This window comes from Bordetella genomosp. 10 (genome assembly GCF_002261225.1).
In the GTDB taxonomy this organism is placed as follows: Bacteria; Pseudomonadota; Gammaproteobacteria; order Burkholderiales; family Burkholderiaceae_B; genus Bordetella_C.
Window position 1 is genome coordinate 1 of the sequence record NZ_NEVM01000002.1, and the last position, 21,430, is coordinate 21,430.

Consider the following 21,430-nt stretch of genomic DNA (forward strand, 5'->3'; position numbering starts at 1 on the left):
CGCCGCCGCGACGGCCGAATCCGCGCCTGCAGCGGCGCCCGCCGTCGCGGAGCCCGCGGCCAGCGCGCCCGCCGCCGAGCCGGCGCCTGTCGCCGAGCCCGCCGCCGCGGCCCAGCCCGCCGAGGCTGCCGGCGCGTCCGAAGCGACCGCGCAACAGCCGGTCGCGGCCGCCGAGCCCGCCGCCGAAGCCAGGCCGGCTGTCGAAACCCAACCCGCTGCCGACGCCACGCCGGCCGCGGCCCCGCAAGAGACCGCTGCCGAAAAGCCGGCGGCCACCGAAAAACAAGCAGAACCTGTTTCCCGACAGCCGGAACCCGAACACGAGGCATCCGCGGCGTCCGCCGCCGGCCCCGCCGCCGAGCCGCCGGTCGCCGCCGTTGCCCAGCAAGAGCCCGTGAAGATTTCCGAACCCGCCGCGGTTGCGCAGCAGCCTGCCGCCGCAACCCCTGTCTCCAAGCCAGCCGCCGAGAGCGCGGCCAAACCGTCCTCGCCGGCCGCCAGGCCCGCGGCCAGCGTGCCGCCCGCCGCTTCGCGCCCCGGCGCGCAGCAGAGCCCCCGCGGTCCGCGCGCGGGCGAGGCCCGACGCGGCCCGCCGCCCCTGGCCGCCTCGGCCGCGGCCACGCTGACGTCCGCCCAGCGCGACGACGCGCGCCTGCGCGCCGAAGCCGAAGCGGCCGCCCTGCGCGAGATGCTGAACCGTCCGCGCAAGGTGCTGCGCGCGCCCGAGCCGGAAGCGCCGGCCAACGCCAACCTGTCCGGCACGCTGCACAAGCCGGCCGGCAAGGCCGCGGGCGCCAAGAAGGACGCCAAGCCGGGCGCCGCCGGCGCTCCGGGCACGAAGAAGACCATCAAGACCACGGAGGTCTCGTCCTCCTGGTCGGACGACAATCGCGGCAAGAAGCCCGCCGAGAAGCCCGCCACCCCCGCCAGCCGTGACGGCTGGCGCGCCGGTGGCAAGGGTGGCGGCAAGGGCGGCGGCCGTCGCGGCCAGCAGGACCGCCGTGGCGGCGGCGCGCAGCAGGAAGCCGCGTCGCAGGAGTTCATCTCCCGCGAAGTGCACGTGCCGGAAACCATCTCCGTCGCCGACCTGGCGCACAAGATGTCCGTCAAGGCCGCCGAGGTCATCAAGCAGTTGATGAAGCTGGGCCAGATGGTCACCATCAACCAGGTTCTGGACCAGGAAACGGCCATGATCGTGGTCGAGGAACTGGGCCACAAGGCCATCGCCGCCAAGCTGGACGACCCCGAAGCCTTCCTGGACGAGACCGCGCCGGGCGAGGAAGCGGAAACGCTGCCGCGCGCCCCGGTGGTTACCGTCATGGGCCACGTCGACCACGGCAAGACCTCGCTGCTGGACTACATCCGCCGCGCCAAGGTGGCCGCGGGCGAAGCCGGCGGCATTACGCAGCACATCGGCGCGTATCACGTCGAGACCGATCGCGGCATGGTCACCTTCCTGGACACCCCGGGGCACGAGGCCTTCACGGCCATGCGCGCCCGCGGCGCCAAGGCGACCGACATCGTGATCCTGGTGGTGGCGGCGGATGACGGCGTGATGCCGCAGACGCGCGAAGCCATCCACCACGCCAAGGCCGCCGGCGTGCCGCTGGTGGTCGCGGTGAACAAGATCGACAAGCCGGACGCCAACCCCGAGCGCGTCAAGCAGGAACTGGTGGCCGAGCAGGTCGTGCCGGAAGAATACGGCGGCGACGTGCCCTTCGTGCCGGTGTCCGCCAAGACCGGCGCCGGCATCGACGACCTGCTGGAGAACGTGCTGCTGCAGGCCGAAATCCTCGAACTGAAGGCGCCCGTCGACGCTCCGGCCAAGGGCCTGGTCATCGAAGCCCGCCTGGACAAGGGCCGCGGCCCGGTCGCGACCATCCTGGTGCAGAGCGGCACGCTCAAGCGCGGGGACGTGGTGCTGGCCGGCGCCAGCTTCGGCCGCGTGCGCGCCATGCTGGACGAAAACGGCAAGCCCGTGCAGACCGCGGGTCCCTCCATCCCGGTGGAGATCCAGGGCCTGACCGAAGTGCCGGCCGCCGGCGACGAACTGATGGTGCTGGGCGACGAGCGCAAGGCGCGCGAAATCGCGCTGTTCCGCCAGGGCAAGTTCCGCGACGTCAAGCTGGCGCGCCAGCAGGCCGCGAAGCTGGAGTCGATGTTCGACAACATGGGCGAAGGCACGCAGACCCTGGCCCTCATCGTCAAGACCGACGTGCAGGGTTCGCAGGAAGCGCTGGTCTCCGCGCTCACCAAGCTGTCTACCGAGGAAGTGCGCGTGCAGGTGGTGCATGCGGCCGTGGGCGGCATCTCGGAAAGCGACATCAACCTGGCCATCGCCTCGAACGCCGTCGTCATCGGCTTCAACGTGCGCGCCGAGCTGAGCGCCAAGAAGCTGGCCGACAACAACGGCATCGACCTGCGCTACTACAACATCATCTACGACGCCGTGGATGAAGTGAAAGCCGCGATGTCGGGCATGCTGGCGCCGGAAAAGCGCGAGGAAATCATCGGCCTGGTCGAGATCCGCGAGGTCTACTCGATTTCGCGCATCGGCAACATCGCCGGCTGCATGGTCCTGGACGGCATCGTTCGCCGCGACTCGCAAGTGCGCCTGCTGCGCAACAACGTGGTCGCCTGGACGGGCCACCTGGATTCGCTGCGCCGCTTCAAGGACGACGTGCGCGAGGTCAAGGCCGGTTTCGACTGCGGTCTCACGCTGCGCGGCAACAACGACATCCAGATCGGCGACCAACTGGAAGTCTTCGAGATCAGGGAGATCGCGCGCACGCTGTAAGGCGGGCGAGGCGTACCGGTGATCATGAGCCGTCACAAGTCCAAAGCCATCCCCGGCCGCAATCTGCGGTTGGCCGACCAGATCCAGAAGGATCTGGCGGTCCTCATCCAGCGGGAAATCGACGTCGCGCGCGGCGGCCTGATTACGCTGTCGGGGGTGGAGCTGTCGCAGGATTATGCCCATGCCAAGGTGTATTTCACCGTCATGGGCGCGGAGCCGGAAACGGCCGCCGCCCTGCTCAATGAAAAGGCGGGCTGGCTGCATTCGCAGCTCTACCGCATGCTGCATATCCATACCGTGCCGACGCTGCGCTTCTTCCACGACGAGCAGATCGCGCGCGGTATCGAAATGTCCCAGTTGATCGATCGCGCCAATCGTCCCGATTCCTATCGCGACAAGCCCGACGAGCCTGAAGACCAGTCCTGATCGGCTGTCGTCACTGCTTTTTTTCCTGGATTACGACGATGGCCAAACGACGCGGGCAGGTGCTCGACGGAGTAGTGCTGCTGGACAAACCCGAAGGGCTGTCCAGCAATCATGCCTTGCAGCGCGTGCGGCGGACGCTGGATGCCGCCAAGGCGGGGCATACGGGAACGCTCGACCCCTTCGCCACCGGCTTGCTGGTGTGCTGCATGGGCAAGGCCACCAAGATCGCCGGCGTCATGCTGGATGCCGACAAGGGATATGTGGCGACCTTGCGCTTCGGCGAGGAGACCGATTCGGGCGACCTGACCGGGAACGTGGTGGCGCGGGCGCCGGCGGAATTCGCCGGCGTGGAGGAGGCGGCGCTGCGCGACGTGCTGTCACGTTTCGTCGGCACCATCGAGCAGATTCCGCCGATGTATTCGGCGCTCAAGCGCGATGGCAAGCCGTTGTACGAGTATGCCCGCGCCGGCATCGAACTGGAGCGGGCCCCGCGCCAGGTGACGATATACCGCATCGAACTGCTCGCCTGCGACGGCATGAGCGCACAGATCGACGTGACGTGCAGCAAGGGGACATACATACGCACGCTGGCCCAGGACATCGGGCGCGCGTTGGGATGCTACGGCCACTTGTCCGCGCTGCGGCGCACCCAGGTGGGACCGTTTTCGCTGACGCGCGCGGTGGCGCTGGAAGTTTTGCAAGCAATGCCTGATCCCAAGCAGGCCTTGCTGCCCATGAATGAATTGCCGGCGGGCCTGGCGCCCGCCATACATTAAAGGATCCCCTTATGAGTCGCGCTCTGCGCAACGTCGCCATCATCGCCCACGTCGACCATGGCAAAACCACGCTGGTCGACCAGCTCCTGCGCCAGTCGGGCACTTTCCGCGAAAACCAGGCCGTGGCCGAACGGGTCATGGACTCCAACGACCTGGAAAAGGAACGCGGCATCACCATTCTCGCGAAGAACTGCGCGGTGGAGTACGCGGGCACCCACATCAATATCGTCGACACCCCGGGGCACGCCGACTTCGGCGGCGAAGTGGAGCGCGTGCTGTCCATGGTCGACGGCGTGCTGCTGCTGGTCGACGCGGTCGAAGGCCCGATGCCGCAGACCATCTTCGTGACGCGCAAGGCGCTGGCGCTGGGCCTGAAGCCCATCGTGGTGGTCAACAAGATCGATCGCCCCGGCGCGCGTCCCGACTTCGTCATCAACGCCACCTTCGAACTGTTCGACAAGCTGGGCGCGACCGAGGAACAGTTGGACTTCCCGGTGATCTACGCGTCCGGCCTGTCCGGCTATGCCGGCCTGACGGCGGACGTGCGCGAAGGCGACATGCGTCCGCTGTTCGAAGCCATCCTCAAGTACGTGCCGCAACGCGACGACGATCCCGACGGCGCGCTGCAACTGCAGATCATCTCGCTGGACTACAGCAGCTACGTCGGCAAGATCGGCGTGGGCCGCGTGAACCGCGGCCGCATCCGCAGCGGCATGGACGTGCAATACCGCTTCGGCCCGGACGGCGAGAGCGGCAAGGGCCGCATCAACCAGGTGCTGAAGTTCAAGGGCCTGGAGCGCGAAGTGGTGAGCGAGGCCGAAGCCGGCGACATCGTGCTGATCAACGGCATCGAAGGCCTGGGCATCGGCTGCACGGTGATGGACTCGGCCTCGGCGGCCACCGAGGCGCTGCCCATGCTGCGCATCGACGAGCCGACGCTGACGATGAACTTCATGGTCAACACCTCGCCGCTGGCCGGCCGCGAAGGCAAGTTCGTCACCAGCCGCCAACTGCGCGAACGCCTGGACCGCGAACTGAAGTCCAACGTGGCGCTGCGCGTGCGCGATACCGGCGACGACACGGTGTTCGAGGTCTCGGGCCGTGGCGAACTGCACCTGACCATCCTGCTGGAAACCATGCGCCGCGAGGGCTACGAGCTGGCCGTGTCGCGTCCGCGCGTGGTGTTCAAGGAAGTCGACGGCGAGCGCCAGGAACCCTATGAGCTGCTGACGGTGGACGTCGAGGACGCGCACCAGGGCGGCGTGATGGAAGAACTGGGCCGCCGCAAGGGCGACCTGCTGGACATGCAGCCGGACGGCCGCGGCCGCACCCGCCTGGAATACCGCATTCCGGCGCGTGGCCTGATCGGCTTCCAGAACGAATTCCTGACCATGACGCGCGGCACGGGCTTGATGAGCCACATTTTCGACGAGTACGGTCCCGTGCGCGAGGGCAGCATCGGCGAGCGCCGCAACGGCGTGCTGATCAGCCAGGACAACGGCGACGCCGTGGCCTATGCGCTGTGGAAGCTGCAGGATCGCGGCCGCATGTTCGTGAGCCCGGGCGAGCCGCTGTACGAAGGCATGATCATCGGCATCCACAGCCGCGACAACGACCTGGTGGTCAACCCGATCAAGGGCAAGCAGTTGACCAACATCCGGGCGTCGGGCACCGACGAAGCGGTGCGCCTGGTGCCGCCGATCCAGATGTCGCTGGAATACGCGGTCGAGTTCATCGACGACGACGAACTGGTCGAAGTCACGCCGAAGTCCATCCGCCTGCGCAAGCGTTACCTGACGGAAAACGAACGCAAGCGCATGGCCCGCGCCGAGCAGGCATAAGGCCGGTACTTCCGCCCGAGGCTGTTCGATGAAAAGCCTGTGCAATTTCGATTGCACAGGCTTTTTTTATTTTGGTGTGCTGGTTTGGGAAATCGCGGTTATCCGATTTAGCCAGGCCTTCATGCTGCCGTGGCCGGCCTAGCGGACCGGGGAGGGGACCTCGGTGGTCGTGAAGACGAAGATGGCGGTTCGGTCGTGTACGAATACGCGGTAGGCGGCGCGTACGATGTCGGGTTTCTGGTCGGCCAGCGCGGCGACGGTCTCAGGGGCGACGGCGCGCATGTGCGGCACGCGGCCGAACAGGCGTAGTTGTTCCTCGGCCCAGCCCCAGCCCTGCGTCAGGTGCACCGGCAGCAATTCGGCGAGGATGGGATGCTTGCGCATGTTGTGGCGCACGACGGGCGGATGGCCGGCCCGGCCGACCAGGGCGATGCCGTCCAAGGGTGTCTGCGCCTGCAGGGCGGCGATGTCGTCCACCATATTGCCGGAGAGGTTGTCTTCGTAGGTCTTCTGCCGCGCCAGGGAATTGCCGTAGACCGAGGCGATCAGCACCATGACGGCCGCCGGCACGACGAGCAGGCCGACGACGTGGCGATGGTCGGCCCGCAGCCGCGGCGCGGCGGCCGCCAGGATCAGCGCCGAGGCGGTCATCAGGGCGCCGAAGCCTATCATCGCGCGCGGCGCGAACACCGGTTGCGCCAGCGCCAGCATGGGGCCCCAGGGCGCGACCAGCAGCGACAACGGCAGCAGCGGCACCGCCAGGCATAGCGCGAGACGCACGCCGCCGCCGGCGCGTGGCCATTGCCGGATGGCGTAGCGCAGCGCGGCCAGCAAGCTCAGGGGCACGGCAAGCCCCGCCAGGATCAGAAGTATCCAGCCCCGCATGGAGGTCAGGGTCATCCGTATGTAGTGCCAGAAGTGGCCCAGGTTCGAGAGGAAGGCCTTCGGATCGATGCCGCTGTGGGCGTTGGAATAGCCGCCGCGCACGGTATGCCGCAGCACGAAGACGTAGAGGAGGCAGGCCAGCAGGGTGGCGCCGATCTGGCTGGCCAACTGGCGCAGCAGCACGGCGGGGTCCGCATCGCGCAACTGGCCGATGACCAGTTGCGCGATGACCAGCAGCAGATAGGCATTGGCGGCGGGCTGGTAGAGGCACAAGGCCATCAGCAGAAACAGCATCTTGCGCGGCACCTGCCATTTGCCGCGCACCGGATCGAGGGCGGCGACGACCGCCAGCACCAGGGCCGAGGTCATCGTCAGCACGTCGAACTTATAGGACAGGTTCTCCAGGTAGTACGGGCTGCCGGCCAGCGGCAGGGCGCACAAGGCGGGCAGCCAGCTACCCGGCAGCTCCAGGCGCCGCGCGATCAGCCCCGCCAGCCAGGCCAGCAGCAGCAGGGCGCCCAGTTGCGGCAGCGGCGTGATGTCGGTGAGCGGGGTACCCGCGTTGACCACCTCCATCAGCACGTTGGCCAGGGGCCGGCCGTCGGAACCCCAGCCGAGATAGCCCGCGCTGGCGCGTCCCATGTCGTCGATGTACAGGCGGTTGGCGTGGAGGATGGGCCAGACGATCAGGCCGAAGAGCACGAGCGCGGCCGAGAACGGACGCCGGGGGAACGAGCGGTGCATGGAACCGGATTAGGGACGTGGACGGATCGGGAGCGGCCGGGATTGCGCGCGCCTGGCTTGGACGGCGCGCGCATTGTGACGGTTCGCACATGGAGTGTCCATTTTTCATCGAAATTTGATGAAAAATTCATGGTCAGGAAATCCGGGGCGGCTCTTCGGGGCCGGCGGAGCGCGGAGGCCCGGGACGGCGGCGCAAGCGGCCCGCTCCGGCCGGCGCGCCGCCTCCCGTCCCCACCTCCCGCCTTCCGCGGCGCATGGCCGCTATTTCAATTGCTGTATCCGGATCATGTTGCCGGCCGGGTCGCGGACGGCGAAGTCGCGCACGCCGTAGGGCTGGTCCATGGGTTCCTGGACGATTTCGGCGTCGCGCGCCTGCATGCGCTGGAACACCGCGTCGAGGTCCCGCGCGCCGAGCAGCAGCATCGCGAACGTGCCCTTGGCCATCATCTCGGCGATCATGCGTTTTTCGTCGTCGGTGAGGCCGGGCGTGGCGTTGGGCGGGTAGAGCACGATGGAGGTGTCCGGCTTGCCCTTGGGGCCGACGGTGATCCAGCGGTTGCCGCCATAGGCGACGTCGTTGCGGATTTCGAAATCCAGCGTGTCTCGAAAGAAGGCGAGGGACGCCTCGGGATCGCCATGAGGCAGGAAGGTCGAATGGATGGTGATGTCCATGATCAGTCTCCGACGTTGATGAGCCGCGGCGGCGGCATGTTCGAGGCCGCCACCCGTATGGTGCGAGACCGCGAACGACGGTCCGATGCCGTTCGCGCGTTCGCGGTTCCGGGAAGTCACGCCATGCAGCATGGGACGCGCACTTCCGAGGCACGACACTACGCGCGCGTCTTCACCGGCGCTTCTCGATTCCTGACCGGTCGCGTCACCAGCCTGGCGACGCATGAAGGCATGCCCTCGGTCGCGCGCGCGCAATCGCGCCGGTAGGCGCTGGGCGAGACGCCGACCAGCTCGGAGAAGCGGCTGCTGAAGGTGCCGAGGGAGCAGCAGCCGACTTCGAAACAGGCTTGCGTCACGGTCACGTCGCCACGGCGCAGCAATGCCATCGCGCGTTCGATGCGCCGCGTCATCAGGTAGGAATAAACGGATTCGCCATAGGCGAGCCGGAACTGGCGGCTGAGGTGGCCGGCCGACATGTGCGCGCCGCGCGCCAATGCGTCGACGTCCAGCGCTTGCGCATAGTCGCGATCGATGCGGTCACGGACTCGCCGCAGCCTGGCGAGATCCCGCAGCGTGGTGGGAAGGGAGGCAGCCATCGGGCAATGGTGCCATGCGTGGCCGGCGGGCTCAACAGGCGTATGGCGCCGCGCATGTCGGCGCCGGTGCTCCAGGGTTTCGACAATGTTTGGGATCGTTTTCCCGATTATTGTTGAACCAATTGGTCTTCTTGGAAAGACAGGCGAATCAGTCGTCTATTTGCAAGAAAAATGCTGGGATTCGGCTTAAGGTTCGGATATTCTTACAAACACAAAACGAATAATCGATACCAATTGGTTTGATTCGCGTCGGCGTGACGCCCTTCCGTGGGGCGGCGCCGGCCGGCGCTTCCTGGATATCGCCAACGGGCAGCACTAGCCACGGCCGGCTGCGACGTACGGCGGGCCGGGAGGAGACAGTCATGGCATTGCATACGCTGATCAAGCACGCGGCGGCGGCCGCCTTGTGCCTGGGCGCCACGGTGGCGGCCGCGGAATACCCGGACCATCCCATCACCATGATCGTGCCGTTTCCGCCGGGCGGCGTGGCCGACGTGGTGTCGCGTCCGCTGGCGCAGGCCCTGGGCGAGAAACTGGGCGAGCCGGTGGTGGTGGAGAATCGCGCCGGCGCCGGCGGCGCCCTGGGCATCGGGCAGGCGGCGCGGGCCAAGCCGGACGGCTACACGATCCTGATGAGCCTGTCGTCGATCTCCATCCTGCCCGAGGCCGACAAGGTGCTGGCGCGCAAGCCGGCCTATCGCCTGGACCAGTTCGTGCCGATCGCGCGGATCACCGCCGATCCGACGGTGCTGGTGGTGCGCGCCGACAAGCCCTGGAACCGGGCGCAGGACCTGGTCGATGCCGCGAAGAAGCAGCCCGGCAAGCTCAGCTACGGCAGTTCGGGCATCTACGGCACCATGCACGTGCCGATGGCCATGCTGCAGGGCGCGGCGGGCATCGACATGCTGCACGTGCCGTTCACGGGCGCGGGGCCGGCCGTGCAGGCCTTGCTGGGCGGGCAGGTGGACGCCGTCGCCACCGGGCCTTCGTCGGTCGCGCAACTGGTGCAGTCCGGGCGCGTCAAGGCCCTGGCGCATTGGGGCGACGCGCCGCTGGAAAGCATGCCGCAAGTGCCCACCTTGAAGTCGCTGGGCTATGACGTCTCGTTCGTGCAGTGGTCGGGCGTGTTCGCGCTGGCGGGAACGCCGCCGGCGGTGCTGGACCGGCTGCGGCAGGCCGTGAAGGAGGTCGCCAACGACGAGAAGGTCAAGGCCCTGATCGCCGGCACGGGCAGCCCGGTGCAGTATCTGGATGCCGCGGCCTTCGACGCCTACTGGCGCCGGGATTCGGCGTCGCTGGCGCTGGCCGTGCAGAAGATAGGCAAGGTGGAGTAGGCGGGCGGCCCGGCCGGCCGCGCCGGTTACGCCGTCAGCAGGCCGCGTTTTTCGATGAAGGCGACGATGTCGGGCAGGCCCTTGCCGGCCTTCATGTCGCTCATCACGTAGGGCCGTTCGCCCCGCATCCTGCGCGTGTCTTCCTCCATCACGGGCAGGGAGGCGCCCACCAGCGGCGCGAGGTCGGTCTTGTTGATGACGAGCAGGTCGGACTTGGTGATGCCGGGCCCGCCCTTGCGCGGGATTTTCTCGCCGCCGGCCACGTCGATGACGTAGAGCGTCAGGTCCGACAGTTCCGGGCTGAAGGTGGCGGCCAGGTTGTCGCCGCCGGATTCGATGAAGACGATATCCGCATCGGGAAAACGCGACAGCATGCGGTCGACCGCTTCCAGGTTGATGGAGGCGTCCTCGCGGATGGCGGTGTGCGGGCAGCCGCCCGTCTCCACGCCCATGATGCGTTCGGCGGGCAAGGCGCCGGCGACGGTGAGCAGGCGCTGGTCTTCCTTGGTGTAGATGTCGTTGGTGATGACCACCAGGTCGTACTTGTCGCGCATGGCCTTGCACAGCATTTCGGTGAGCGTGGTCTTGCCGGAGCCCACCGGGCCGCCGATGCCGACGCGCAGGGGAGGGTTTTTCTTGGTGCGGGATGTCATGGGTGGATCCTGGTGGAGGGCGCGGAGGGCGCGCCGCGAGAAGGGGAATACGAGGCCTTGGACCGGCAGGTGCGGAACGGAAAGGCCGTGGCCGGACCCGGCGCTGGCCGTCCGGCGAAGGCGGGAGAAACGGCAAGGCGCGCCGTCATGACCGAAACAGCCTGGAATACTGCGTTTCGTGGCGCGAGGACAGGATGCCCAGCATGGGGGCGAAGGTCGAGGCGTCCTCGATGGCCGTGACGGCCGCGCGCGCCGCGGCGGCGGCGATATCGCCGCGCAGGCCGAACAGGATGCGCTGGCCCGCCACCTGGCCCAGCGGCACCGCCTTCAGCGCGGCACCGACCTGGTTTTCGGTCCAGGCGAAAAGCCAGGCCTGCAGGCCCTCGGGCAGCGCGACGCCGGCGCTCTGCATGGCATAGGCGTAGGCCGTGGGCAGGCTCAGCGGGCGGATGGCGCGCAGGACGGCGCGGGCGGCTTCGGGGCCCCATGCCAGGTCGTCCAGCAGGCGCGCCAGCGACCAGCCCATCTGCTCGGTCTCCTGGCGCAACTCGGACGATTCGCGCATGGCCAGCAGTTCGTCGTTGCAGTCGGCGAGCGCGGCGGCGTCGCCGGCTTCCCAGTTGCGGTATTGCTGGGCCAGGAACACGGCTTCCCCGCGCGCGGCCAGGTCCAGGCCGGCGGCGATCCAGTCGCGCGCCGACGCCGCATCGCCGACCAGGCCGGCGTCGATGGCGGCCTCCAGGCCCTGCGAGTAGCTGAAGGCGCCGATCGGCAGGGCCGGCGACGCCAGGTGCAGCAGGGCGATCAGCTCAGTGCCGGTGCTTGGCGGCGGAGCCAGGCGGCTTGCCGTGGTCGTGCTCATCGTGTCCATGCGGGTCGGCGCCGTGGTCGTGATCGTGATCGTGATCGTGCTTGGGTCCGTGCTTGTGATGCTCATGCCCGTGGTCATGGTCGTGGGCATGCTTGGGACCATGGCCGAGACCGTGCTTGGGGCCGTGGTCGTGATGCTCATGCTCATGGTCATGGTCGTGGGCGTGCTTGGGGCCATGGCCGGGACCGTGCTTGGGGCCGTGGTCGTGATGCTCATGCTCATGGTCATGGTCGTGAGCGTGCTTGGGGCCGTGGCCGGGACCATGCTTGGGTCCGTGATCGTGGTGCTTGTGCCCGTGGTCATGGTCGTGCGCATGCTTGTGACCGTGCTCGTGATGCTCGTGCTCATGATCGTGGTCATGATCATGACCGTGCTTATGGCCGTGATCGTGATCGTGGTCGTGATGCTCATGCTCATGCGCATGTTTATGGCCGTGAGCATGCTTGTGCGCGGGCCCGTGATCATGGCCGTGTCCGTGATCATGCTCATGGTCGTGCCCATGATCATGCCCATGCCTGTCCCGATACACCTGTTGCGCCAGCGCGTAATCCTCGGCGTAGGTCTCGTCGTGGCCGTGCTTGTGGCCGCCGCCGTAGGCGCCGGCCTCGGGCTGGAAGGGCGCTTCGACCTCGACGACCTTCAGGCCCAGGCGCAGGAGCAGATCGCGCAGCACCGGATCGAATTCCAGTTGCAGATAATCCGCGCCCACCTCGACCGGCGTGTGCCGGTTGCCCAGGTGATAGGCGGCGCGCAGCAGGACGTGCGGATCGACACAGGTCGCGCGCAGCACCGGCTGGGCGGCGGCGACCACGCGCACCAACGTGCCGTCCTCGGCCACCAGCGCGTCGCCGTCGCGCAGCACGGTGCCGCGCGGCAGGAACAGCGCCGCTTCCTCGCCGTTGTCCAGCGTGACGGCCAGGCGGCTGCGGCTGCGCTGGTCGTAAGGCAGCGTCAGCGTGGGCGCGCGGCGCAGCAATGCCTTGGCGACGCCTTGGCCGGGTCCGACGATTTTCTCGATGCGTTTCATGATGCCTTGTTCTTGCGGTAAAGCGCGCCGGCAGGGCTGGCGGCGTCCCGAAGGGACGCCTCCGCGTGGGCGGCAAGCGCCCCGCGCCCTAGAACAGGAAATACCGCTGCGCCATCGGCAGGATCTCGGCCGGTTCGCAGATCAGTTCCTGTCCATCGGCCAGCACGCGGTAGGTTTCCGGGTCGACCTCGATATGCGGCTGCCAATCGTTGTGGATCATGTGCGACTTGCGCACGCCGCGCACGCCATGCACCGGAACCACCCGCTTGGACAAGCCATAGCGCGCCGCCACGCCCGACTGGTGCGCGGACTGCGACACGAAGGTCAGCGATCCGCGCGCCAGCGCGCCGGCGCGCGCGCCGAACATCTCCCGGTAGTGTACCGGCTGCGGCGTGGGGATAGAGGCGTTGGGGTCGCCCATCAAGGCGGTGGTGATGATGCCGCCCTTGAGCACCATGTCGGGCTTGACGCCGAAGAAAGCCGGGTCCCACAGCACCAGGTCGGCCCACTTGCCGGGCTCCACCGAACCCACTTCATGGGCGATGCCGTGGGTCAGCGCCGGATTGATCGTGTACTTGGCGATATAGCGCTTGGCGCGCGCATTGTCCGCGCGGCCGTCGCCGGGCAGCGCGCCGCGCTGCACCTTCATCTTGTGGGCGGTCTGCCACGTCCGCATGATGACTTCGCCGATGCGCCCCATGGCCTGCGAATCGCTGGAGATCATCGAGATCGCGCCCAGGTCCTGCAGGATGTCCTCGGCGGCGATGGTCTCGCGGCGGATGCGCGATTCGGCGAAGGCCACGTCCTCGGCGATGGCGGCGTCCAGGTGGTGGCACACCATCAGCATGTCCAGGTGTTCGTCCACCGTGTTCACGGTGTAGGGCCGCGTCGGGTTGGTGGACGAGGGCAGGACGTTGGGCAGGCCGGCCACCTTGAGGATGTCGGGCGCATGCCCGCCGCCGGCGCCTTCGGTGTGGTAGGTGTGGATGGAGCGGTTCTTGAAGGCGCCGATCGTGGTCTCGACGAAGCCGCTTTCGTTCAGGGTGTCCGTATGGATGGCGACCTGGGTGTCGGTGCGCTCGGCCACGTCCAGGCAGCAATCGATGGCGGCCGGCGTGGTGCCCCAGTCCTCGTGCAGCTTCAGGCCGATGGCGCCGGCGTCGATCTGTTCCAGCAGCGGCCCCGGCTGGCTGGCGTTGCCCTTGCCCAGCAGGCCGATGTTGATGGGCCAGCCGTCGACCGCGGCCAGCATGCGCTCCATGTGCCACGCGCCGGGCGTGCAGGTGGTGGCGGCGGTGCCGGTAGCCGGGCCCGTGCCGCCGCCCAGCAGCGTGGTCAGGCCGGCCGACAGGGCTTCGTCGATCAGTTGCGGGCAGATCAGGTGGACGTGGGAGTCGATGCCGCCGGCCGTGACGATCTTGCCTTCGCCGGCGATGACTTCGGTGCCGGCGCCGATGACGATGGTCACGCCCGGCTGGATGTCCGGGTTGCCGGCCTTGCCGATGGCCATGACGCGGCCGTCCTTCAAGCCGATGTCGGCCTTGACGATGCCCCAGTGGTCGAGGATCACGGCATTGGTGATGACGGTATCGGCGACCTCCGCGCCGAAGCGCTGGGACTGGCCCATGCCGTCGCGGATGACCTTGCCGCCGCCGAACTTCACTTCCTCGCCGTAGGTGGTGTAGTCGCGCTCGATCTCGATGAGCAGTTCGGTGTCGGCCAGGCGCAGGCGGTCGCCGGTGGTCGGGCCGAACATTTCCGCATAGGCGCGGCGGCCGATTTTCAGGCTCATTACAGTCTCCCCATGACCCGGCCGGCGAAGCCGTACACCTCGCGGTTGCCGGCGAGGGCCACCAGCTCGACGCTGCGGCTCTGCCCCGGCTCGAAGCGCACGGCGGTGCCGGCGGTGATGTTCAGGCGAAAGCCGCGCGCCTGCTCGCGATCGAAGCGCAGCGCGTCGTTGACTTCGTAGAAATGAAAGTGCGAACCGATCTGCACCGGCCGGTCGCCGGTGTTCTCGACGCGCAGGGTGACGGTGTCGCGGCCGGCGTTCAGCTCGATCTCGCCGTCGTCGACCAGCAGTTCTCCAGGGATCATGGCGGGCTCCTCTATGGATCTTCGATCGGGCTCAGGCCGCGAGCAACAGCACGCCGTAGGCCGCCACGCCCAGGCCCGCGACGCGCGGCAGCCAGGCGCTGCCCCGGCGCAGGGCCAGGCCGCCGGCGATGCCCAGGCAGTGCAGGGCCACGGTCGCCACCATGAAGCCGCCGATATACGGCAAGGCAATGGCGGTTTCCGGCAGCTCGTAGCCGTGCGCATGGCCGTGGAACAGCGCGAAGACGCCGGCCACCACCGCGCCGGCCACTTCGGGCAGGCGCGCTCGCGTGGCGGTGAGCAGGCCCAGCACCAGCAGGGAGACGGCGATCATCGGCTCCACCGCCGGCAGCGGCACGCGCGCCAGCCCCAGCAGGGCGCCGAGCAGCAGCACCGAAGCGAAAGACAGCGGCGCCAGCCAGACGCGGCGGCTGGTCATGGCGCTCCACACGCCCAGGACGGTCATGGCGCACAGGTGATCGGCGCCGGTGAGCGGATGCAGGAAACCTTCGGTGGCGCTGGCGGCCCAGCCGGCGGCTTCGGCGACGTGCTCGTGGCCGGGATGGGCCTGGGCGGCGCCGGCGGCCAGCAGGGCGAGCAAGGCGGCGGCGCGGGCGATTCGGGAGCGGTTCATGGGAGTCCTTTCTTCAGGGATGTGTTGGGGGCGGCGCGTGGGGGGAGGGCGCGGGCTTGGCTAGGGAATCGGGTGGTGCACGGTGACCAGCTTGGTGCCGTCGGGAAAGGTGGCCTCGATCTGGACGTCGGGAATCATTTCGGGCACGCCCTCCATGACGTCGTCGCGGGTCAGCAGAGTGGTGCCGTAGTCCATCAGTTCGGCCACGCCGCGGCCGTCGCGCGCGCCTTCCATCAGCGCGGCGCTGATGTAGGCGACGGCCTCGGGGTAATTGAGCTTCAGGCCGCGCGCCTTGCGCCGTTCGGCCAGCAGGGCGGCGGTGAAGATCAGCAGCTTGTCTTTTTCTCGGGGCGTGAGCTTCATGGGGATTCCTGGGATCGGGGAGAGGTCTGGATTACGTGGCCCACAGCCGCAGCGGCCGGCCGGGCACGCCGTGCACCAGCGGGCGCAGGCGCAGCCATAGATCGTTGAAGAGCAGGCGTATGGGTTCGATGTTCTCGGCGACGGCGCGCACCAGCAGCAGGCCCGGCGCCGGGCTGGTGATGCCGGCGTGCAGCCGCGGGGCGGGTAGGGAGTCCGACTGCGAGCCCGCTTCCGAGGCCGAAGCCGGCCGGGCGCCCGGCCCTGGCCACGCGGGCAGGCTGGCCGCCCACGCTTCCGCCAGCGCGCTGTCGCAGGCGGGCGCGACGGCCCACAGCGTGCCGTAGGCCGGCAGGCCGCCCAGTCCTTGCGGCGCGCCGCGCAGCGCGGCATCCGCGTCCAGGACCTGGCGTTCGGTCCACAGGAGCCGGCCGGCGGCGTCGCGCAGCCGGGTGAGGGTGCGCAGCGAACCCGCGCGCCAGGTTTCGCCGGAGGCCTGGCGGCCCAGCAGGGCGGCATCCCAGCCGATGGCGGTGGCGTTCTCGGCCAGCCGCAGCTCCAGGCTCTGGCGCGCCTCGCTGTGGTCGAAATAGATGTTTTCCAGCGGCAGCCAGTCCAGCCGCGCGCCGGGCGCCAGCGTGATGCGGACGTGCTGGTGGGCGGGATAGGCGGGGCTGGCCTTGTACCACTTGGTCGCGCCGGGCGTCGTGAACACCGCGTGGGCGCCGGCCTCCAGCGCCAGGTCCAGGTCCAGGCGATCGCCGCCGGCCACTCCGCCCGGCGGGTGCAGCAGGGTGAGGTGGCAGATGGCCGGGTCGGGCTCGGGATAGAGCGGCTTCTGGACGTTCAACGGCCCGCGATGCGCGCGCCTGGCGAGCACCGTGCGCGGACCGCGCCGCGCCAGGCCCAGGGCCAGCGAAGCGCGCCAGCCGCCGGTGTGGGGCGTGCCGGGCAAGGGGAGAAAGCCGTTCATGCGGTGGGACGGAAGGGCGGCGCGCCGCCGGTTGGAAATCGGGGACGCGTCTATGCGGCGCGTCAACCGACCCCATGCAAAATGTGTGCCATATCAGGGCACGCACCGACCCGGGGCATGGCGGCGTTCATTTCACGTCTTGCTGCAAAATGGGGCGGAAAATTACCCGATATGGTGCGCAAGAGCATGAAATGCCCCGGGATGGTGCGCCGGGTCTCCCGACCCCCCGGCCCCCGTCCGCCGCCTTACGCCGGCAGCGACGGCTTGTAACGCTCCTGCGACAACAGCTCCGTATGGAAGTCGACGATGTGCTGCACCACCTTGACGGGGTCGTCCTCGATGATGAACAGGTCCAGGTCGCGCCGGCCTATCATGCCGTTGCCGAACACCGTCTTCGCCAGCCACTGGACCAGGCCGTGCCAGTACTCGCTGCCCATCAATATGATGGGCGCCGGCGGCACCTTGCCGGTCTGCACCAGCGTCAGCGCCTCGAACAGCTCGTCCAGCGTGCCGAAGCCGCCCGGCAGGGCGACGTAGGCGAAGCTGTGCATGAAGAAGGTCGCCTTGCGCGAGAAGAAGTATTCGAAGTCCAGTCCGATGGTTTGGTATTCGTTGTTGCTGGCCTCGTGCGGCAGCTTGATGTTCAGGCCGACGCTGGTGCCCTTGGCCTCGAAGGCCCCCTTGTTGGCGGCTTCCATGATGCCCGGCCCGCCGCCGGCGATGACCGCGAAGCCCGCCTGCGCCAGGGCGTCGGCGACGGCGCGCGCTTTTTCGTAGAACGGCGATTCCCGGCTGATCCGGGCGCTGCCGAATACACTGACCGCGGGACCGATATTGCCCAGCTTTTCGGCCGCGTTATGCAACTCTGACATAATCACCGGTATTTGCGTACCGGCAGGAGTCTCCTTGCCATCTGCCACTTTCAACATGAATAAAACCCTGTTATTGGTTGACGGTTCCAGCTATTTATACCGTGCCTATCATGCCATGCCGGACTTGCGTAACGCGCAGGGCGAGCCTACCGGCGCGCTGTATGGCGTGATCAATATGTTGCGCAAGCTGGTCCAAGATCATAAGGCAGAGTACGCCGCCTGCATTTTCGACGCGAAAGGCAAGACTTTTCGTGACGATATCTATCCTGAATACAAGTCGCACCGGCCGCCCATGCCGGAAGACCTGGCGGCGCAGATCGAGCCCATCCACAAGGCGGTCCGCGCGCTCGGCTGGCCGGTGTTCGCCGTGGAGGGCGTGGAGGCCGACGACGTCATCGGCACCCTGGCCCGCATCGCCACCGAGCACGGCCTGAATACCGTGGTGTCCACCGGCGACAAGGATCTCGCGCAACTGGTCGACGATCACGTGACCCTGGTCAACACCATGAGCGGCGAGGTGCTGGACCCGGCCGGCGTGGTCAGGAAGTTCGGCGTGCCGCCGGAACGCATCGTCGACTACCTGATGCTGATCGGCGACACCGTCGACAACGTGCCGGGGGTCGCCAAGGTCGGTCCCAAGACCGCCGTGAAGTGGCTGACCGAGCACGGCAGCATCGACAAGCTGGTCGAGGCGGCGGACAGCGTCAAGGGCGTGGCGGGCAACAACCTGCGCACGGCCATCCCCAATTTCCCGATGACGCGCCAACTGCTGTCGGTCAAGCGGGATTGCGACCTGGGCGGCGAGATCATCGCGCCCGAGCAACTGCTGCCGCGGGAGGAAGACAAGGAGGTCCTGCTGGAGCTGTACGAGCGCTACGGCTTCCGCTCCTGGCTGCGCGAGATCAGCGGGGAAAGCGAGCGCATTCCCACCGGCGACGCCCGCGTGATCGAGGATGCCCCCGCGCCGCCGGCCGAAACCGATTACCAACTGGTCACGGACTGGGCCGCCTTCGAGCGCTGGCTGGCGCTGATCCAGGATGCGCCGCTGGTGGCGCTGGATACGGAAACCACCTCGCTGGACGAAATGCAGGCGCGCCTGGTGGGCATATCCCTGAGCGTGACGCCTGGCGTCGCCTGCTATATCCCCGTGGCGCACCGCGGTCCCGAGGCCGGCGAGCAACTGCCCAAGGACGAGGTGCTGGCGCGGCTGCGGCCCTGGCTGGAGAACGCGCAGGCCGGCAAGCTGCTGCACAACGCCAAGTACGACGCGCACGTCTTCGCCAACGAGGGCGTGCGCCTGGCCGGCGTGCGCGAGGACACCATGTTGCAGGCCTACGTGCTGGAGTCGCATCGCGGCGTCAGCCTGGCCGACCTGGCTCAGCGCTGGCTCGGCCGCAAGGGCGTGACGTACGAGGAATTGTGCGGCAAGGGAGTCAACCAGATCTGCTTCGACGAAGTGCCGGTGGAGAAGGCGGCCTTCTACGCGGCCGAGGACGCCGATTTCACCATCCAGATGCACGGCCTGCTGCGGCCGCGCGTCGGCGCCGACCGCGGCCTGGATTTCATCTACAAGCTGGAATTGCAGGTGGCCGAGGTGCTGCTGGGGATGGAGCGCACCGGCGTGCGCGTCGATGCCGAGGAGCTGGGCCGCCAGAGCCACGCCCTGGGGCAGGAGATGCTGGCGCTGGAGGCGCGCGCCTACGAGCTGGCGGGCCAGCCCTTCAACCTCAATTCGCCCAAGCAGCTCGGCGAAATCCTGTTCGGCCGCATGCAGTTGCCGGTGGTGCGCAAGACCGCCAGCGGCGTGCCGTCCACCGACGAGGAAGTGCTGACCAAGCTGGCGCAGGACTATCCGCTGCCGCAGGTATTGCTGCAATACCGGGGCCTGGCCAAGCTGAAGTCCACGTACACGGACAAGCTGCCGCGCATGATCAACCCGGCCACCGGCCGCGTGCACACGCATTACGCCCAGGCCGCGGTGATTACCGGCCGGCTGGCCTCGTCCGAGCCCAATCTCCAGAACATTCCCGTGCGCACGGCCGAAGGCCGCCGCGTGCGCGAAGCCTTCGTGCCGCAGCGCGGCGTGCTGGTGTCGGCGGACTATTCGCAGATCGAGCTGCGCATCATGGCCCACGTGTCCGACGACGCCAATCTGCAGCGCGCCTTCGCGGCGGGCGAGGACATCCACCGCGCCACCGCCTCGGAAGTGTTCGGCGTGCCGCTGGCGGAGGTGGCCGCCGAGCAGCGGCGCGCGGCCAAGGCCATCAATTTCGGCCTGATCTACGGCATGGGCGTGTTCGGCCTGGCGTCCAACCTGGGCATCACGCGCGACGCGGCGCAGGCCTATATCGACCGCTATTTCGCCCGTTATCCGGGCGTGGCGCAGTACATGGAGTCCACGCGCGTGCTGGCGCGCCAGCAAGGCTATGTCGAAACGGTGTTCGGCCGTCGCCTCTGGCTGCCGGAAATCAACGGCGGCTCCGGGCCGCGCCGCCAGGCGGCCGAGCGCGCGGCCATCAACGCGCCCATGCAGGGCACGGCCGCCGACCTCATCAAGATGGCGATGGTGGCGGTGCAGGGCTGGATAGACGCGGACCGGCTGGACAGCCGCATCATCATGCAGGTGCACGATGAACTGGTGCTGGAGGTCCCCGACGAGGAGCTCGAACGCGTGCGCGAACGCCTGCCCGCGCTGATGTGCGGCGTGGCCACGCTGCGCGTTCCCCTGGTGGCGGAAGTGGGGATGGGCAAGAACTGGGAACAGGCGCATTGACGGCCTGGGGGCGAGGATAGCGGGCGGGGCGCGCCGGGTGCCGGGCCGGGTGCCTGGCGCAGTGCAGTGCAGAGCAGCGCGGCCGGGCGGGCCGCCCGCGCGCCAGTTGCGGGTCAGCCGGGGGCAGGCATAATCGGAGTTTCCCCCGCCCGCGCTATCGCGCTGTCACGCCGCCGGGCCGCCAGGACGTCGCCCTCATGCGTGCCTTGACCGGGAAGTTTCCGGCGCGCGCGGCGAGCGGCAACGGCCGGCGCGCATGGCGCGGGACATCTCCACCCACGACAAGGAATCCGCCATGAGTTTCGCTCCCGCCGCCGGTACCGTGCAATCCACGGTCATCCACACCAGCCCGCAAGGCCTGACGCATGGCCTGATCGACCTGCCCGTCAAGGACGGCACGGTGCAAGCCTATTACGCCTTGCCCGAGGGCAAGACCGGCCTGCCCATCGTGCTGGTGGTGCAGGAAATCTTCGGCCTGCACGAGCATATCCAGGACGTCTGCCGCCGCATCGCCAAGGAAGGCTACTTCGCCATCGGCGTCAATCTGTACGAACGCCAGGGCGACGCCGCGTCCTATACCGACATTCCCAAGCTGGTCGCCGAAATCGTCTCCAAGGTGCCCGACGAGCAGGTCATGTCCGACCTGGACGCCAGCGTGGCCTGGGCCGCCCAGAACGGCGGCGATCCCAAGCGCGTCGGGGTCACCGGTTTCTGCTGGGGCGGACGCATCACCTGGATGTATGCCGCGCACAGCCCCGACGTGAAGGCCGGCGTGGCCTGGTACGGCAAGCTGGCGACGGGCCACGGCCCGCTGATCAAGCAGTTCGTCGTCGACGTCGCCGACAAGGTGCATGGCCCGGTGCTGGGCCTGTACGGCGCCAAGGACGAGAGCATTCCGCTGGACACCATCGAGCAGGTCAAGGCCAAGCTGGCGCAGGGCAATGCCCAGGCCAAGGCGTCCAGATTCGTGGTCTATCCCGACGCCGGCCATGCGTTCTTCGCCGACTACCGTCCCAGCTATCGCGATGCGGACGCCAAGGACGGCTGGAAGCGTATGGTGGACTGGTTCGCGCAATACCTGAACTAGTAGTGTGGTGTCCCG

At 68.2% G+C, this 21,430-nt stretch carries 18 protein-coding genes and 1 pseudogene; 7 read left to right on the plus strand and 12 right to left on the minus strand.

All coding sequences use genetic code 11. From position 1 onward, the window contains the following. The 4 genes from infB to typA all read left to right on the plus strand — a co-directional run. A partial coding sequence (gene infB / locus CAL29_RS09470) for a translation initiation factor IF-2 (protein ID WP_143277648.1) occupies positions 1-2,797 on the plus strand: 2,797 nt, incomplete at its 5' end. Between the two features lie 24 nt (positions 2,798-2,821). Further along, the gene (gene rbfA / locus CAL29_RS09475; RefSeq protein WP_094853989.1) at positions 2,822-3,223 is read left to right on the plus strand and encodes a 30S ribosome-binding factor RbfA; all 402 of its coding nucleotides are present in this window, start codon (positions 2,822-2,824) and stop codon (positions 3,221-3,223) included. 38 nt (positions 3,224-3,261) lie between these two features. Beyond that, positions 3,262-3,999, plus strand: coding sequence for a tRNA pseudouridine(55) synthase TruB (truB, locus tag CAL29_RS09480; RefSeq protein ID WP_094852818.1), 738 nt, complete (start codon positions 3,262-3,264; stop codon positions 3,997-3,999). A gap of 11 nt (positions 4,000-4,010) precedes the next feature. Continuing rightward, positions 4,011-5,840 carry a translational GTPase TypA gene (typA, locus tag CAL29_RS09485; protein ID WP_094852819.1) on the plus strand — a complete coding sequence of 610 codons (1,830 nt, stop codon included), beginning with the start codon at positions 4,011-4,013 and terminating at the stop codon, positions 5,838-5,840. Between the two features lie 138 nt (positions 5,841-5,978). On the opposite strand, the gene CAL29_RS09490 is transcribed toward typA, so the two are convergent. The 3 genes from CAL29_RS09490 to CAL29_RS09500 all read right to left on the minus strand — a co-directional run bounded on the left by CAL29_RS09490 (position 5,979) and on the right by CAL29_RS09500 (position 8,737). Continuing rightward, positions 5,979-7,469: a glucosyltransferase domain-containing protein gene (locus CAL29_RS09490; protein ID WP_094852820.1), complete on the minus strand. Its 1,491-nt coding sequence runs from the start codon at positions 7,467-7,469 to the stop codon at positions 5,979-5,981. Between the two features lie 261 nt (positions 7,470-7,730). Continuing rightward, positions 7,731-8,141 (minus strand): VOC family protein, encoded by a 411-nt coding sequence (locus CAL29_RS09495; protein ID WP_094853990.1) that lies wholly within the window; start codon positions 8,139-8,141, stop codon positions 7,731-7,733. Between the two features lie 158 nt (positions 8,142-8,299). Further along, positions 8,300-8,737 carry a helix-turn-helix transcriptional regulator gene (locus tag CAL29_RS09500; protein ID WP_094852821.1) on the minus strand — a complete coding sequence of 146 codons (438 nt, stop codon included), beginning with the start codon at positions 8,735-8,737 and terminating at the stop codon, positions 8,300-8,302. A gap of 362 nt (positions 8,738-9,099) precedes the next feature. On the opposite strand from CAL29_RS09500, the gene CAL29_RS09505 reads away from it, so the two are divergent. Further along, the gene (locus CAL29_RS09505; protein WP_094852822.1) at positions 9,100-10,071 is read left to right on the plus strand and encodes a tripartite tricarboxylate transporter substrate binding protein; all 972 of its coding nucleotides are present in this window, start codon (positions 9,100-9,102) and stop codon (positions 10,069-10,071) included. Between the two features lie 26 nt (positions 10,072-10,097). Here CAL29_RS09505 and ureG read toward each other — a convergent pair whose 3' ends face one another. The 9 genes and pseudogenes from ureG to CAL29_RS09550 form a co-directional block, all read right to left on the minus strand. Continuing rightward, positions 10,098-10,724: an urease accessory protein UreG gene (ureG, locus tag CAL29_RS09510; RefSeq protein WP_094852823.1), complete on the minus strand. Its 627-nt coding sequence runs from the start codon at positions 10,722-10,724 to the stop codon at positions 10,098-10,100. Between the two features lie 145 nt (positions 10,725-10,869). After that, on the minus strand, positions 10,870-11,586 hold the full coding sequence (locus CAL29_RS09515; RefSeq protein ID WP_094852824.1) for an urease accessory protein UreF: 717 nt from the start codon (positions 11,584-11,586) through the stop codon (positions 10,870-10,872). A gap of 409 nt (positions 11,587-11,995) precedes the next feature. Next, positions 11,996-12,622 (minus strand): annotated as a pseudogene (ureE, locus tag CAL29_RS32175) (urease accessory protein UreE); the annotation flags it as partial. Positions 12,623-12,710: 88 nt separating this feature from the next. After that, complete coding sequence (gene ureC / locus CAL29_RS09525; protein ID WP_094852825.1) at positions 12,711-14,414, minus strand: urease subunit alpha; 1,704 nt, start codon at positions 14,412-14,414, stop codon at positions 12,711-12,713. Then, positions 14,414-14,719, minus strand: coding sequence for an urease subunit beta (locus CAL29_RS09530; RefSeq protein ID WP_094852826.1), 306 nt, complete (start codon positions 14,717-14,719; stop codon positions 14,414-14,416). The genes ureC and CAL29_RS09530 overlap by 1 nt, the downstream gene beginning before the upstream one ends. Before the next feature lie 31 nt (positions 14,720-14,750). Then, positions 14,751-15,350, minus strand: a complete 600-nt coding sequence (locus CAL29_RS09535) for a HupE/UreJ family protein (RefSeq protein ID WP_094852827.1) — start codon at positions 15,348-15,350, stop codon at positions 14,751-14,753. 60 nt (positions 15,351-15,410) lie between these two features. Continuing rightward, complete coding sequence (ureA, locus tag CAL29_RS09540; RefSeq protein WP_094852828.1) at positions 15,411-15,713, minus strand: urease subunit gamma; 303 nt, start codon at positions 15,711-15,713, stop codon at positions 15,411-15,413. A 31-nt stretch (positions 15,714-15,744) separates the two neighbouring features. Continuing rightward, positions 15,745-16,683, minus strand: a complete 939-nt coding sequence (locus CAL29_RS09545) for an urease accessory protein UreD (protein ID WP_094852829.1) — start codon at positions 16,681-16,683, stop codon at positions 15,745-15,747. A 245-nt stretch (positions 16,684-16,928) separates the two neighbouring features. Continuing rightward, a complete protein-coding gene (locus CAL29_RS09550) occupies positions 16,929-17,555 on the minus strand; it encodes an LOG family protein (RefSeq protein WP_094852830.1) in 627 nt (208 codons plus the stop codon). A gap of 55 nt (positions 17,556-17,610) precedes the next feature. Here CAL29_RS09550 and polA point away from each other — a divergent pair, with 55 nt between their 5' ends. Together polA and CAL29_RS09560 are read left to right on the plus strand one after the other, a co-directional pair. Continuing rightward, on the plus strand, positions 17,611-20,328 hold the full coding sequence (gene polA / locus CAL29_RS09555) for a DNA polymerase I (protein WP_094852831.1): 2,718 nt from the start codon (positions 17,611-17,613) through the stop codon (positions 20,326-20,328). A gap of 295 nt (positions 20,329-20,623) precedes the next feature. Further along, positions 20,624-21,415, plus strand: coding sequence for a dienelactone hydrolase family protein (locus CAL29_RS09560; RefSeq protein ID WP_094853991.1), 792 nt, complete (start codon positions 20,624-20,626; stop codon positions 21,413-21,415). The last annotated feature ends 15 nt before the right edge of the window (positions 21,416-21,430 follow it).